Origin of the sequence: Arthrobacter sp. Helios, assembly GCF_023167125.1 — a bacterium.
GTDB classification, from domain to species: Bacteria; Actinomycetota; Actinomycetes; order Actinomycetales; family Micrococcaceae; genus Arthrobacter_B; species Arthrobacter_B luteolus.
This window is the reverse complement of the sequence record NZ_CP095402.1, coordinates 262065-275960: the sequence shown is the minus strand read 5'-3', so window position 1 is coordinate 275960 and position 13896 is coordinate 262065. Positions and strand designations below refer to the sequence as shown.

Genomic DNA, 13896 nt, shown 5'->3' with positions numbered 1-13896 from the left:
CTGCGGTTCCCGGGGTGGCTGGGGCGGGGCTAAAAAACAGCCAATTCTGTCGGTTTGCCGCGAAGATTCTTCAGTTGCTCGGGAGTGAGCCATACACCTCTGTGAATCATGCGATGGCAGTTTGAGCAGAGCAGGCCAAGGTCATCTAGTCGTGTGATCGTCTGTCCACTGATATGAAGGGGGATCACATGATGTACCTCGATGTAATCACGTCCTCGCTCTCCATAAGTCTCCAAAAAGTCGAATGAACACACGCTGCAAGTGACCGCATCTCCCCGCTGTTTCACCTGCTGGATCTTTCGCTGGCGGAGCTTCCGATCTCGCTCCCTCTTTACCACCCAGCTCCGGAGCAACCTTCCCTCCGGCGCCTCAATTTCATCTTCAAGAAGTGTCTCAAACGTACTCAGGTCCGAATGATCCAGCACTCCATTGTTTATGAGACTCCTGATGTTGACCGCAACCTGATGCATTTCCGCTGGACGTGCTAAGAAGTCCTGTAGGACTTCCAAATCGAGTCGGTTGCCATTGGTCGGCTTGCCTTTGTAATCAGGATGCCGCGTTGCAATATCCGAAGTTTTGCGGCCGACACCTGCGGGGTTTCTGAACGTGGGTGGGCGGCCCTCTAACGAGTGCAACGGGCTTAGCCTCAGTACGTGAGCCAGCTCAACCACCTCTGCTCGTGTAGCGTCCAAAGCCCGCCAGTCATTTGCCCACACCAGGTCACAGGCCAGGATAATCTCGTCTCGTGTCCAGTTAATCCGTTTGTCCCCCATGCAAACAACTGTCGGCGGCGCGTTGTCATGCGTTAGCGCTTCGACGTGCACCACCACCGGTTGAGTTTCCGTCCATCCAACTTCACCTGGGTCGTACTCAGCGCCGGATCAGTACGACCAGACTCCAATTAAAGTCATGGCCTAAAAGGGCGCTGGGAATCCGTCGGCGCTCCAGGGTGACCGCTGCACCCACCCTGCTACCACCGGCCTCACTTCGACTGACCGCAGCACGAGGGACCCTCGATTTCATGCCTTTACTGGGAAACCAGGTGACGGCACTTCGATTTACTTTCCCCGTAAATGCTCCGGAGTCAGCTCCCCCTCGATGGATTTTTGCCCATGATGGAGGGGGGCGAAGGGAGTGCCGAACACGGCTTGATCCTTCACGTTTTTCTAGAGTAACGAGGATATGCGTCCAAAGTACTTCTATCAGGATTCCAGGCTCCCAGCGGTATGGAGCCCTAAGCCTAAAAGGATTCTCCAATTCAACGGGCAACCCATGGCATCCGGTGTACGTATCTAGGATGGATAGGAGGGTCTAACTCGATGGTTCGAAGCCTGCCCCAGATTCTCGCAGCAGCCAAGTAGCCGTGGAGGAAAAGACAGGTTAGCTAAGGGCAGCCTCCCATATATGTCGACAAACTCCTGCACCAAAGAATATTCCATACAGCCAACATGGCCTTCGGTCACCTCTATGCTTTGAATTAACAAACGGGACTTGTTGGACATTTCCCTTAAGTCTTTGCCACCCTCATGACTAGCCCCGTTCCGATACACGGAATTTCGATATTGTCGAATCCGGTGCCAAGCTCCTCGCCGCTTGCCTCGAGCGCTCGGGCGCCCAAGGGACCCCTTGCCGATGTATACAACTTCACTTGAGTCGACCAAAAGCGCATGTGGCATACTTACGGCGTAAATTCCTCCGAAATCTGCGGAACCGAAAGACCCTAAGACCTGGGATCGCTGGACCTTTTCAAATGATACTGGCCGTGAGAAACCAAATGCCTGCAGCCCTGCCGTAGAAAATTCCATGAGACCCTTCATTGACATTCCCCATATGGTGACATTGTTGGCACAGACCCAAATCCAGGCCCTGCCACCACTGACGCCCAAAACTAGCAAATGTTGAAGTTAGTCGTGAGCGCTACGACGCAAAAGCGCCGGTTCCAGCTCCGACAGGCTGGTAACCCCGATCAACTGCATCACGAGGGTCATCTCGGTGCGCAGGATCTCCAGCGCACGCTCGACGCCCTGCCTGCCGCCGGCCATCATCCCGTACAGGTAGACCCGGCCGATCAGAGTGAAATCCGCCCCGGCAGCGATGGCCGCGACGATGTCCCCGCCGGACATGATCCCGGAGTCCAGGATGATCTCCGCCTCCGGACCCACCGTCGCACGGATTTCGGGCAGGACCTTCAGCGGCACCGGAGCGCGGTCCAGCTGCCGGCCGCCGTGGTTCGAGACCACCAGGGTGTCCGCGCCGCGGGCCAGGACGTCGACGGCGTCGGCCGCGGATTGGATGCCCTTCACGATTAGTTTGCCGGACCAGTTCTCCCGCAGCCAGGCCAGGTCGTCCAGGTTCAGCGACGGGTCGAACATGGTGTTCACGCTCTCCGCCACGGACATCCGGTCCGCCTCGAAGTTCGCGAAGCCCAGCGGTTTCGTGGTCAGGAAGTTGAACCACCATTCCGGCCGGTAGGAGGCGTCGAGGATGGTTTTCGCGGTCAGGGTGGGCGGCAGGGTCATCCCGTTGCGGGTATCGCGGTGCCGGGCGCCGGAGACCGGGGTGTCGACCGTGACGATCAGCGCACCGAAACCGGCGTCGGCCGCCCGGCGGATCAGGTCCAGGGACCGGGGACGATCCTTCCAGAGGTACAGCTGGAACCATTTATCGGCGTCGGGCGCTTCCCGGGCGACCTCCTCGATGGACACCGTGCCCATGGTGGAGAGGGAGAACGGAATACCGAACGCGCCGGCGGCCTGCGCGCCGGCCACCTCGCCCTCGGAGTGCATCAGCCGGGTCAGGCCGGTGGGCGCGATGCCCACCGGCAGGGCCGCGTCCACGCCGGCGATCTTGGCGCGCAGGTCCACCGCGGAGACGTCGCGGAGGACGCGGGGGTTGAATTCGACGTCGTCGAACGCCGCCCGGTTCCGCCGCAGCGAGTGCTCGAAAAAGCTGCCGCCGTCCACATACTCGAAGGCCGCCGTCGGGATCCGCCGTTTAGCGATGTCCCGCAGGTCCCAGACGGTGTTGGCCTTGGCCAGCCGGGCGCGCCGCCGGTCGGGATCGAAGGCTTTGAACTGCACAAGTTCGCGGAGTTCGGAGTACTGGGGAATTCGGCGCTTCATAACTGCTTTCCTGGTTGGTGCTGTGGGGTCTTCAAGCTGCGTTTATTCAATAACCGTGTCGGCGGTGTCGAGCAGTTCCTGCGGGATGGTGACGCCCATCCGTTCCGCGGCGCCCTTGCTGATCACCAGCAGCGATTCGGTCTGCTTTTCCACCGGCATGGTGGCGGGGTCTTCGCCCTCGAGGATCTTGATCGCCATCAGCGCGGTCTGGTAGCCGAGCTGTTCGTAGTCCAGGCCGTAGGTGGCGGCCCCGCCGGCTTTCACCGTGGCGCTGTCGCCGACGACGAGTGGCACCTGCTGGGTTTCGGCGGCTTCCACCACGCTGTCGATCGCGGAGACCACGTGCGAGTCGGTGGGGACGTAGAACGCGTCGACGTCGAGGGACTGGGCGGCCTGCTGGACCTCGGCGGTGCTCGCGACGGAGGCTTCCTTGAGTTCCATGCCGAGCTTCTTCGCCGCCTCGCGGGCCAGGTCCACCTGCACCTGGGAGTTGACCTCGCCGGAGGAGTAGACGACGCCGATGGTCTTGGCGTCGGGGGCAAGTTCCTTGATCAGCCCGATCTGCTCCTCCACCGGGCCGAGGTTGCTGGTGCCGGTGACGTTGGCGCCGGGGGCGTCCCAGGACTCCACGATGCCGGCTTCCACGGGTTCGGTGACGGCGGAGAACACCACGGGAATGTTGCCGACCGCCTGGGCCACGGTCTGGGCGGCCGGGGTCGCGATGGCGAAGACGAGGTCGTAGTCCGACGTCGCGAAGCCAGCGGCGATCTGGGTGGCGGTGGCCTGGTCGCCCTGCGCGTTCTGGTAGTCGTACTCGATGTCCTCGCCTTCGACGTAGCCGTTTTCGGTCATGCCCTTGATGAAGCCTTCGCGGGTGGCGTTGAGGGCGTCGATGTCCATGAGCTGGGAGATGCCGACCTTGACCGGCCCCTCTCCCCCGGCGGCGCCGTCGTTTACTGTTCCTTCGCCGCCGCAGCCGGCTAGGAACAGGGCGGAGGTGAGCAGCGTGGCGGTACCGAGGGTTTTGAGTGGACGCTTCATTGCGTTGCCTTTCGGGTCGGTGTGCTGTTTTGGAGCCGTTAGAGCGGTCCGGCGTTGTAGAAGGTGCGGATCATGGCGGCGTTGGATTCGAGCAGGTGGTTGTGCATGAGTTCCTGCGCGGCTTCGGCGTTGCCGGTGGCGACGGCGTCGAAGATGGCTTCGTGGGCGGCTTGTTCTTCGGCGGAGGCGAAGTGGTCGCGGGCGGTCGGCATGAGGTGGTAGAACCGCATGACTTCGTCGGTCAGGCTGCGGTCCACCGCTGCGGCCCTGGTGTTGCGGGAGGCCTGGGAGCAGGTCACATGGAAGTCGCGCGCGGCGGCGAGCCGGTCTTCGAGGGTGTTGCCGTCGCGGAACTGGTCTTCGACAAGCCTGCGCAGGTCCGTGACCAGGTCAGCGGTGACGTTGCGGGCTGCCGCGGCGGCCAGCGGGGGTTCAAGGATCAGGCGCAGGTCCATGACTTCGCGAACATCATGGAAGCTGAGGCTGCGCACCATGTAGCCCTTGCGCGGCAGGACGTTAACCAGGCCTTCGACGGTGAGCATCTGCAATGCCTCGCGGACTGGCGTCTTGGAGACGCCGTATTCGCGGGCGAGGTCCGGCTCGGTGAAGATCTGCCCCGGCCGTAGTTCGGCGCGGATGATCTGCCTCCGGATCATGCTGCGGATCCGTTCGGGCTGGGACGGGGTGGTGTCCTTGGTGCTGCCGGCCGCGGGGCTGCCCGGCTCGGAGCCCGTGGGCAGCGGGAGGACGTTGTCGGCGGGCGTCATTGTGTGACCTGCATGACAGAGATGCTACAGATATATCTCAGGGATACAAGACTCCAGACATCCAAATAACAGGAAGGACGGCGATATTCCGCTCGATGGAAAAAGGGGCCGCCTGGTGGTGTGGCAACTCCACCAGGAAAGTACGAGGGGCTCAAATCCCACTGTTACCGCCAAATGAGAAGGCCCCGGTTCCCTTGTTGATCAAGGGGGACCGCGGCCTTTTGCTTTGTCCAAGCCGACGTCATTGGCAAAGAATTGGCGAATCTCTTCTGTGGTGTGCTGACAGCCGCCGCGACCCCTACGTCTCGGTCTAGGAAGAAGTTGTTAGAACCCTTGAGACACAAGCGTTACTTAGGCAGTTTTTATGTCGTTGCGAAGAGCGGCTACCAGCTCACGAGCGGTACCTTTAGCTTTGTCTCGGAGGACGTACCGTGCGTCTGCATCAGGGCCAACGTCTCGCGCCGCCTGAACCATGACCCACGTCTCATCAACTAGCTGCTCGCTCATCTCGGTAATCTCGGCCCGGCCGATTATGGAGATCCGGCCCTGCTTTACCGCTAGATCGAACAGGTTCTCTTGGAGGGATCTGCTGTCAATTGTTGGCTTCCCTGTCTCTAAGTAGAGAGTCTCAAACGCTCCCATCATCTCGGAGTAGGCAGCCTGCCTTTGGTTCCGCAACCATTGCTTGTGCTCGTTCGTTCTCCCAAGACGAGACCCCAGCCAGGTTCCCCCCAGGGCGAAGGCTCCCGTAAGTATCGATACGAATGATAGGAGAATTTGTTCCACTGTCATGGTCCTAAGATACAAACCAAACGTTCAAACGCATGGTTTGCTGGTCTGCCGAGGGCCACTTTCCGAGCTCAGCACCGATAGGTGGGGAAGCCTCCAGGTTAATGTCCTTACGATCTTCAGCTCTACGCTCTCGCGACTCTGCCAAACAGGCACCCAAGTCGAGCGGACATTGGCAACATGCGATGAATCAACGTGTACCCTGGTGTGTCCGCATATCGTTTACTGCAAAAGGAAGAGCGTGCTCACAGATGTGGTTCTAGCCAAGAACCTGCCCGAGTCCGCTCGTCGGACACTGAGCGAGATACTTCGAGATACAATGCGGGTCCCCCTTAATTTCCGGGACTGCCATACATTGCCTGTGCGCGAGAAAACTTGGAACAGATATAGACGCAACCTTACGCAAATTGTTTCTGATTTTCAAGATCTGGTACGAAGCTACCCCCAAGGGGTCGACGATTTCGCTGCGATACGCATCTGGATGGTGGATTTGGTCGAGGCCCGCGCGAGAATAATATCTGTTCTCTATGCGTTGCGCCCATTCGAGTATTTCGATAAATCTTGCGCTCAGCTTCTAGCACTAACAGTTGACCGGTTTCTCCGTACGCTGGCGGCCAGCATTGATGAACGACACCCCGTACCAGAATTTCCGGATTATTTGACTTTTGCCTGGGGTGAATTGGCTGTCGCAGGACCTGCAGGCCACTTCCGGGGAACCTCTGGCACGCACCTTCGGAGTAGGTTCCGATGACTGCCGAAACCAAGACGGAGAATTCAGTCCTTCACGGGTGTTCTCTGCGTACTATTTGAACAATGCTGAACTGACCAAAAAGCTAGTAATTCACATGGCGTCCCTTGGAATGCCACCTGTAACCGATCCGCTCGTAATGATATACATGGTCGGAATGATCCAAAGCGCTGAGGATGAGATCGCCGCTTACTGCGCTCTAGACGCCCTTTTCCGGCGGCTGACCGCGGCGGATAGTGAGGTGCGAGACGCAGCGTTGCAGCACATCAAGGCGAGAGACCCAGCACTGCGCCAAGGTCGAGCAAGGGTGAACCTGGCCATCGCAGACATCACTTCACGTGCCCACGGCCGGGAGATGACGGCCCTCCGTGTCGCTGAGGCCTACAAGAGACTGGTTGAGGGACCGGCCCGCCAGTATGGATGGATCTACCATTGCCTCGGAACTGGAGAGTGGAAACCGCCACCGATGCTCTCGCAGCTGCGCGATGTCTTGATCTCGGATGAAGGTTGGATATCTTGGTTCGCAACAAGAGCTCTCCTAACCGACGTAAGAAATGGTGAGGCGCACGAAGGTCTCGTGTGGGATGGTATGAATGATTCGTTCACTACAGAAGGCGGTTCTGTTTCTTTCGAAGATGTCTTTGAAGCGACCATTCGTGTCGATGCCTTCGACAGGGGAAGCGGAGCGGCAATCGCCTGCTACAACGCTTTGAGTATCATTCCTGGGCTCGGGGGACCTAAACCTAACGATGTAGGCCGCCTTGCATCATGGCGCCGGGTTGAAGCATTATTTGGAACGAATGGACTGAAAGTTATCAAGAGTGACTTCAATGCCAAAGTTGCGACGACCACATTTGAGTCGGTCAAGGTCCATCAAATCAATCCCTGCCTTCAAGCTCTGGTTGCTGGTCACGTCCTACTCCCAGACGTTACTCACTTCGAGATATACACACCCATTGCCAGCCCTCCTGTTATCTCGGTAAGTGCAAGTGCACTGTCGCGGACGTATCCAGTTTGGCATCTATCACTAATCTCTTTTACGGTGAATCCTCTGAGCACGTTCCTCCCAGCAAACTTCAGTGCGCGCCGTGTGGCAGAAGACATGTCCACTGCAGTACGGTCCATTGCTTGGATAGCAACAGACGAACTCCTGGACGCATTGGACAGCACTCCGGCGCACTGGGATGCGGCGAATTTGGAGTTGTTTTCTAAACGAGTAGCATTAGTCGAGCTAGCCGTGAATCAATCCATCGAAGAAATTCCAGTGGGTGCGCGCCTTAGAATCGAGGCGGTTTCTAAAGCTGTTAGTGAGCTTTCGGCGTCCTTGGCGAAAGTCAGCGGCCCAACGCCGCGACAAAAGATTGATCGGATAGATGCAGTTGACAGGCTTCGGACCTGGTGGCGGGCATGGGGTCCTATCCAACGTTTGCCCGGGGTCGAGTCTGAATCCGAAGCGCCCCACGGTGCTAACCACCTACCCGCTCTACGATGCCCACCGACGGATCTCCGCTGGCAGACCATGTAGGCTTTCTGGGCGCAGGATGTTGACGATAACCATCGAAGGTTCCTGCTGCCGTAAATCAGGCCGTGCCCACAGAGAGTGAGCGGCCAGATTTTGTTAGACGCGGTCAGCGATGCCCCAGACGTAACCATGCTGTCCGAGTACGTGACAGTGCGAGAGCCAGGGATAGATATTCGTATATGAGATGATACGCAGATGGCGGAATCGGGAACCTCGGATGATAAACCTGGGATCTACTTCAAAAAGAGCAGAATTCCATTTGGGGCAAAATTCGTATGGGGCATAGGTCTCGTAGCCGCCATCGCTCTCTTGGGATGGCTCGAGCAGCTATGCTCATGGCCTTCCTGGCTATTCGGGGTGGGCTCCACGCTAGCGGGTGCCGGCATCGGTTTGCTCTTTGCACCCGAGCCCAAGGCTGTGAATTATTCTAAGACCGCCGACACGGCCGTCGAACTGCTGCTTGATATGAAGAGTGAGTTTGAGCGTGCACAGAATGAAGTGACGACCGCCGTGCCGTCGGTCAAGGATGTCGAGGCTAGCTTTCGCCTCATCGCTGCCCAGCAAGCCATGGTCCAACAGGACGAGCGATTCGCGAGATCGGTCGATGACTGGGACGCGATATCACCCGGGGTCGTTGACAGAGTGGTTCAGAAACGCCAGGCAGCTCAACGGAGATTTAAGGAACTTGCGGAAGGAACTGAACGATGAGCAAGGAAGACGATCCGATTACCGGAAAGGTTGCTGAAGTCATCAGTGACCGTGAGGTCATCCTAAACCGAGGGTCCTCACATGGGGTACGCAAGGGCATGTACTTCAACATTCTTGACACCAGCAGTGTCGGGATCAAAGATCCCGACACTGGTGAACCTCTCGGGGGTTTCAAACGAATCAAGATAACCGTGGTGGCTGTGGATGTCGCTGAAAAGATTACTCTCGCGCAGACGTTCCGCACCCGCCGGGTCAATATAGGCGGCCAGGGGCCGGACTTCTCAGGCTTCAATAAGCTGCTCACTGGTCCTAAGTACGTTGAACAACCGGAAACCTTTCGGGTGGACGAAGAGACCCCAAAACCTCTCAGCCCCCAGGAGAGAATCGTTAAAACGGGCGACCCTTTTGAAGAAGGTTCGGCTGCTGACGCTGATAATGCGCGATCCGTAGCTTTGTAGCCCATGCAACTCGGAGAATCACGGAACGCTCGTTCAGCAGGGCTGCGATAAGCCACGCGATGTCGTCGGCTGACGCAGCCATTGAAGTTTCGTCATGAATGTTAGTTTCCATGACGCAGTGGTTACATTGGCACCGTGGCAGACTGCACGAGGTCTCTCAGGACGGCAAGGTCATCAGGGTTGGAAGGAGTTCGCACAATTCCGGCAACGCTCCGATTGCGGTCGTCTGACAACCTGATGGATGCAAGTGTGGGCTCGAATATGCTCGTATTCAGCTCGTTACACCAGACAAAGTTACGTGGGTTGGTGCTGCTTCAGCGTGGGAAGCTAACCGACGGCCGCCACAGTGGGATGGCACAGTTGCGCTGATGGCGCTTGCCGAATGCTTCGTTGCAACGAATCGCCGATTGAGGGCTGGGGGCGAACTCGCCTCGTTGAACATCCCCACCATAACCGACATTACGATGTGTGCTTCAAGGTTCGCGGATGTGACCTTTGAAAACCTTCGGCGATGAACAGGACGCCAAACGAGCAAACCCAGCCCCAGGAGAAATGCCTGCTGAACACGCTTCCATTCCCGCCAACTCATCCACATGGCCTGACAGAGCGAGTGGAGATACGTCTTCGAACTCGCGGAGGGACATTTTGCTCCCAACCTATCCCAGTTTGCGCCTCTGACCCTCCAGGGTGCTCGGCACTCTCGGTGCTTGAACTGGGTTCCGGGCGTAGTCTCCAGTTACGGTAGCGGGGCAACAAAAGTATCCAGCGGGGTGAAGGCACAGTTTTTCTGCCTAGAAAGAAGCACGCGTGGCCATCACGGTTACCGCAGCACCGCGGGACCTTGAGTTCCTCATAGAGCGGGTCAACCTTGAACGGTCCAAGGTGGAGAGCGTTTCCGAGCGAGGGTCCGCGGTATTGGTGTCGAAGGACGAGTACGAGGCGCTGGTTAAGACAGGTTACTTGCTGAGTTCACCTGTCAACGCCCAGCGTCTGTTGTCCGCCCTGCAGTCACTCCTGCCGCGTGACCCCGGCGTCACCCCAGACAACAAGCTGCTCTAGGCGTTGCAGCCCGTCTGGGTACCCTCCCGAAATGCACGGCGGTTCCTGCAGTTCGGGCCTTGCGGGCACCCTTTGTGCCCCAGACCGGGCGAGCTCCTCAAATAGTGCAAGGATTCCCAGCTCAGTCCATTCCCGTGCTAATTACAGACGTCCGTCACCGAACGGGATAACAATCTCCAGTTCCGATCCCGGTTCTGGGCCGTATGCGTTGTCCGAGGCCCAGCTGATATGAGGCATAGCGCAGGGTGGGACGGGGAATTTCTAGGTCGCAACAAGGACCCCTTTATCAGTTGTGTCCATTCGGGGCAAGCGGAGCCCTCCGCACAGCTCAGAGTGTCCCCATGAGTGCAAACCGTTTCATAGTCGGCCCCCTGCCCCATGCTCAATCCTGCAAACTCGAATAAAATTACTAGCCTGGAAATGCCAATCACCAGGACGAGACCAGACAGGTACTGGCCGCCCTCGACACCAGAGACTAACGGTAGTCCAGGACGACAGTGGGAATGACGATAGTGAATGACTATGACGGGCTTCTGCCAGCGCAACTCGGTTTGTCCGGTACACCCTAAACGATGACCACCGCCTCAATGGCATATCTGAGAGCTACAAGCCGTTAGTATGCGTCACGACTGAAGACCCCGTTCTCGGCCATGCGATGCAGTAGCCGCAAGAGGACTGCTGCCTGACGATCTGAGGGCACCTTGCCGCTCCGCAGGCCGAACATCTGCACAAGGCTCTTTTCAGTGGGAGAGATCGGCACCTGGGTCGTTGAGCTGTACACCGTCTCCCACACGTCCGCCTTAACAGAGAGGACCCGCTGGACGGCCTCCAAGCCAGTGTCCATCGCGCGTTGCTTGCGGTCGTCGATGGCTTGCCCCCGTGCTTCGTCGGCGGTGACTAGGTCGTTCCCCACGCCACCTTCGAGTCGAATGCCGACCTTCTTGAATCCTTCCCAACACGCCTGCTGCTTCGCCCACTGGGTCACGTTCGCCTGGAGGCGATTCGGATCGGTGAGGTGTTGCTGGGCCGCGTACGCGATCTCGATGAGCGCCGCAAGTGTTGAGTCGCTGATTGCCTGGCGGTGCCATACTCGGCCGAAATCATATCTGGCCCCGCCAAACTGGACTCCGATCTGTAAGGCGAAGCGAGAGATTGCATAAGCAACTATGTTCGCAAGATAGCCCGGAGCCGCCCTGTACCAGTCCTGCTTGAGCACCGCGGAACGTAGTGTCTCGTACATGATCGCCTTGCCGATGCTTGTGCAGAAGTAGCCGTCTCCATAAACATCCGCACCCTTGCCACCGTCCTTGGTCCACTGCGCATCGACCTTCGTCGCATAGTCGGCGAAGACTGACTGGGCACCCTTGCTGACGAGCTCAGGATGCTGATTCCAGCAGTAATCGTACTTCGCCCAGTCGGTCTTCGTGATCCGCTGCGGTTTCGGGTACTCCAACTCGAATTTCGCCTGTTCGCTAGCCGATCCGCGCGCAGTACGTGCGTTCTCCCACTGCCCTCGCGCGCGTTCATAGAACCAACCGCTCTGGTACTGCTGCCCCTCTCTGGCTGGTGCCTTGAGGCGCCGGCTGATTTGTTCCATGCGGATGTGGAACTCATGCGTGGAGAATAGGTCGGCTGCGCTAACCCTGTTCTGGCTGTTCGCGTACTTAGCGACTGCCTGCACCACTGTTGCCGAGTCGGATTCGCTGACCGTGACGAGTTTCATCTGGATAGAAACCTCATCGATGTCTTTGTTCTTGTTGTTTCGCAGGAAGTGTGCGATCGAGGCGGTCGTTTGGCCGCCGTTCACGATCTGCCAGCGGTCGAGGCTGCGGATCGTCGTCCCATCCGGCGAGCGACCGAGTTCCACCTCCGTCGCTGTCGTTGTCAGCCCGTTGTTGTACGACAAGAATCGTGCTGGCTCCTGCGCCAGGGTGCTCTGGATGCCGCGGTTCACCTGGCCCCGTGCGCTCAAGAAAGTTCGGACATTCGATTCCAGGAGCAGGCTGCCATATTCTTCGAAAACGTCCGCAAGGACCCGCGCCGGGATGACCGCAAGGTAGGTCCGGGTAGCCTCGTCGCTGCTGGGCGCGACCAGGCAGGGAAGGCCATCGGACAGCCACTTCGTGAAGTCAACATGGATGTCTTCGCTGCCTCGCTCGGGAAGAGCGGCGTCCACGATTCGCCGCTGGTCCCAGATCTCGTAGGTTGTCTTCAGGCCAGCTACAGTGCCACTCTCAATCGTGCGAATCCGATCACTCATCACGCCATCGGTGATGAGGATGACCCGGATCCTGGCGATCTTGTCGCTAGCGATCTGCTTCGAGAAGTAATCGGCGTACTCCCATTCGCGCGACGACATCTCCAGGTTCGTGGTCAGCCAGCCGTCGACCGCGGCCTCGATGAATCCGGTCGCGCGTCCGATAGCGTCCTTGGCATCGGTCATGGTGAGCGCCGCGTCCCTGCCGAAGTACCGTCCGGCAAGAATTACGAGGGACTGCTCGATTGGACTCTCTGCGTATCCAAGCAGTTCGAGACGCTTCCTTCGCGGTCCGTTGCAGCGAAGGGGCTCGACATTGAGGTTCGCGGTGGCTTCCGCATCTTCCAGCCTTCGGGCGAATACCGCGGCGAACGCCTCGATCTGGAAGGCACCGTCGCCGGCGACGGCCTCGACCTTAATCTCGTTGCGAAGGTCATCGACTTCGATGCTCACGGCAATTCCATCTCCCTGAGAAGTTCGCTGAACGGGGCCGCGAAGGGAGTCAGCCTCAGCAGCTCGAGGGAGTAGTGGACATCGATCATCCCGGCGGGAAGGGATGGGATGTCGAGGTGCGGGAATCCCTGCTTCACTTCAAACCGTCGCCATTCACCGGGAAGGAAACGGTACTTGTCGTACCACTCGTCGGAGAGGTCAAGAGCTAAAGCTTCCAATGCTTTATCCCACTTGTCCGCGGCACCCGGGCCTGAAGCCGCGACGACTTCGCCGGTTTCTTGCACGTACGCGCGGAAAGGAATCGCCGCGGCGGAGCCATCCGGCGCTTCTTCTACTGGCAGCACGAGGAGATCGAGCGGTTGACCTGAGGGTACGAGTTGGCTTGGGGACGACACGCGTATTGTGTCGGGCGGCTGGTGAGTCGACTTCACCTCGATCCCCCGCCCATTGGCGAACGTAAAGTCATGCACGCCTAGTCCCGCCTTGGCCCAGGGCCCCCGCCAGGCCGTCACGGCATTCTCGACGCTCATGCCCGCGGTGATGATTGCCCGCAGGAACAGAAGTTCCGCGAAGGTGCCGCGCACTAGGGCTTCAGAAAGGCGACCGCGCCGCTGACCGACGAAGCGCCGATACTCCTCGATCGAGCGGATCAGCACCTCGGCGCCCTCCTCGACCGACGTCGACGCGGACACTCGATCGAGGACGTACTCGACCAGTTTCAGAAATAGGGGTGGTAGGCCCCGGTCAGCGGCCGTGATCTGGACATAGTCGTTGTTTCCGCTACGTGTGGTCTTCACTGAGAAACCCTGGCCGTCGCTGACGACCTGTGACGGGGTGAGCGAGACGCGGACGAATAGGGCGGCCCGGCCATTGTCATTGACCGCAGCGAACAGGAAAGGTGCCTGGCTGATGACGATCATGCGACCGCTCGCAGCAGCGAGCACCTGCTCGAAGATCGGCTCCATGAGAGGC

11 protein-coding genes are annotated in these 13896 nt (G+C 58.8%); 4 read left to right on the top strand and 7 right to left on the bottom strand.

Going from position 1 to position 13896, the window contains the following annotated elements:
- Positions 1 to 29: 29 nt before the first annotated feature.
- The 5 genes from ArtHe_RS01215 to ArtHe_RS01195 all read right to left on the bottom strand — a co-directional run bounded on the left by ArtHe_RS01215 (position 30) and on the right by ArtHe_RS01195 (position 5716).
- Complete coding sequence (locus ArtHe_RS01215; protein ID WP_248318388.1) at positions 30 to 830, bottom strand: HNH endonuclease; 801 nt, start codon at positions 828 to 830, stop codon at positions 30 to 32.
- Positions 831 to 1904: 1074 nt separating this feature from the next.
- A complete protein-coding gene (locus ArtHe_RS01210; RefSeq protein ID WP_248318387.1) occupies positions 1905 to 3122 on the bottom strand; it encodes an alpha-hydroxy acid oxidase in 1218 nt (405 codons plus the stop codon).
- Between the two features lie 42 nt (positions 3123 to 3164).
- Entirely contained in the window at positions 3165 to 4163 is a 999-nt protein-coding gene (locus ArtHe_RS01205; protein ID WP_248318386.1) for an ABC transporter substrate-binding protein, read from the bottom strand.
- Between the two features lie 38 nt (positions 4164 to 4201).
- Positions 4202 to 4930: a GntR family transcriptional regulator gene (locus tag ArtHe_RS01200; RefSeq protein ID WP_248318385.1), complete on the bottom strand. Its 729-nt coding sequence runs from the start codon at positions 4928 to 4930 to the stop codon at positions 4202 to 4204.
- A 351-nt stretch (positions 4931 to 5281) separates the two neighbouring features.
- A complete protein-coding gene (locus tag ArtHe_RS01195) occupies positions 5282 to 5716 on the bottom strand; it encodes a hypothetical protein (protein WP_248318384.1) in 435 nt (144 codons plus the stop codon).
- A gap of 1217 nt (positions 5717 to 6933) precedes the next feature.
- Here ArtHe_RS01195 and ArtHe_RS01190 point away from each other — a divergent pair.
- The 4 genes from ArtHe_RS01190 to ArtHe_RS01175 all read left to right on the top strand — a co-directional run bounded on the left by ArtHe_RS01190 (position 6934) and on the right by ArtHe_RS01175 (position 10214).
- Positions 6934 to 7992 (top strand): hypothetical protein, encoded by a 1059-nt coding sequence (locus tag ArtHe_RS01190; RefSeq protein ID WP_248318383.1) that lies wholly within the window; start codon positions 6934 to 6936, stop codon positions 7990 to 7992.
- A gap of 192 nt (positions 7993 to 8184) precedes the next feature.
- A complete protein-coding gene (locus ArtHe_RS01185) occupies positions 8185 to 8697 on the top strand; it encodes a hypothetical protein (protein WP_248318382.1) in 513 nt (170 codons plus the stop codon).
- Complete coding sequence (locus ArtHe_RS01180; RefSeq protein WP_248318381.1) at positions 8694 to 9155, top strand: hypothetical protein; 462 nt, start codon at positions 8694 to 8696, stop codon at positions 9153 to 9155. Before ArtHe_RS01185 ends, ArtHe_RS01180 begins: the two co-directional genes overlap by 4 nt.
- Positions 9156 to 9962: 807 nt before the next feature.
- Positions 9963 to 10214, top strand: a complete 252-nt coding sequence (locus ArtHe_RS01175; RefSeq protein ID WP_248318380.1) for a type II toxin-antitoxin system prevent-host-death family antitoxin — start codon at positions 9963 to 9965, stop codon at positions 10212 to 10214.
- Positions 10215 to 10827: 613 nt separating this feature from the next.
- Here ArtHe_RS01175 and ArtHe_RS01170 read toward each other — a convergent pair.
- Together ArtHe_RS01170 and ArtHe_RS01165 are read right to left on the bottom strand one after the other, a co-directional pair.
- Positions 10828 to 12924 carry an AIPR family protein gene (locus ArtHe_RS01170; RefSeq protein WP_248318379.1) on the bottom strand — a complete coding sequence of 699 codons (2097 nt, stop codon included), beginning with the start codon at positions 12922 to 12924 and terminating at the stop codon, positions 10828 to 10830.
- Entirely contained in the window at positions 12921 to 13889 is a 969-nt protein-coding gene (locus ArtHe_RS01165; protein ID WP_248318378.1) for a PD-(D/E)XK motif protein, read from the bottom strand. The genes ArtHe_RS01170 and ArtHe_RS01165 overlap by 4 nt, the downstream gene beginning before the upstream one ends.
- Positions 13890 to 13896 lie beyond the last annotated feature (7 nt).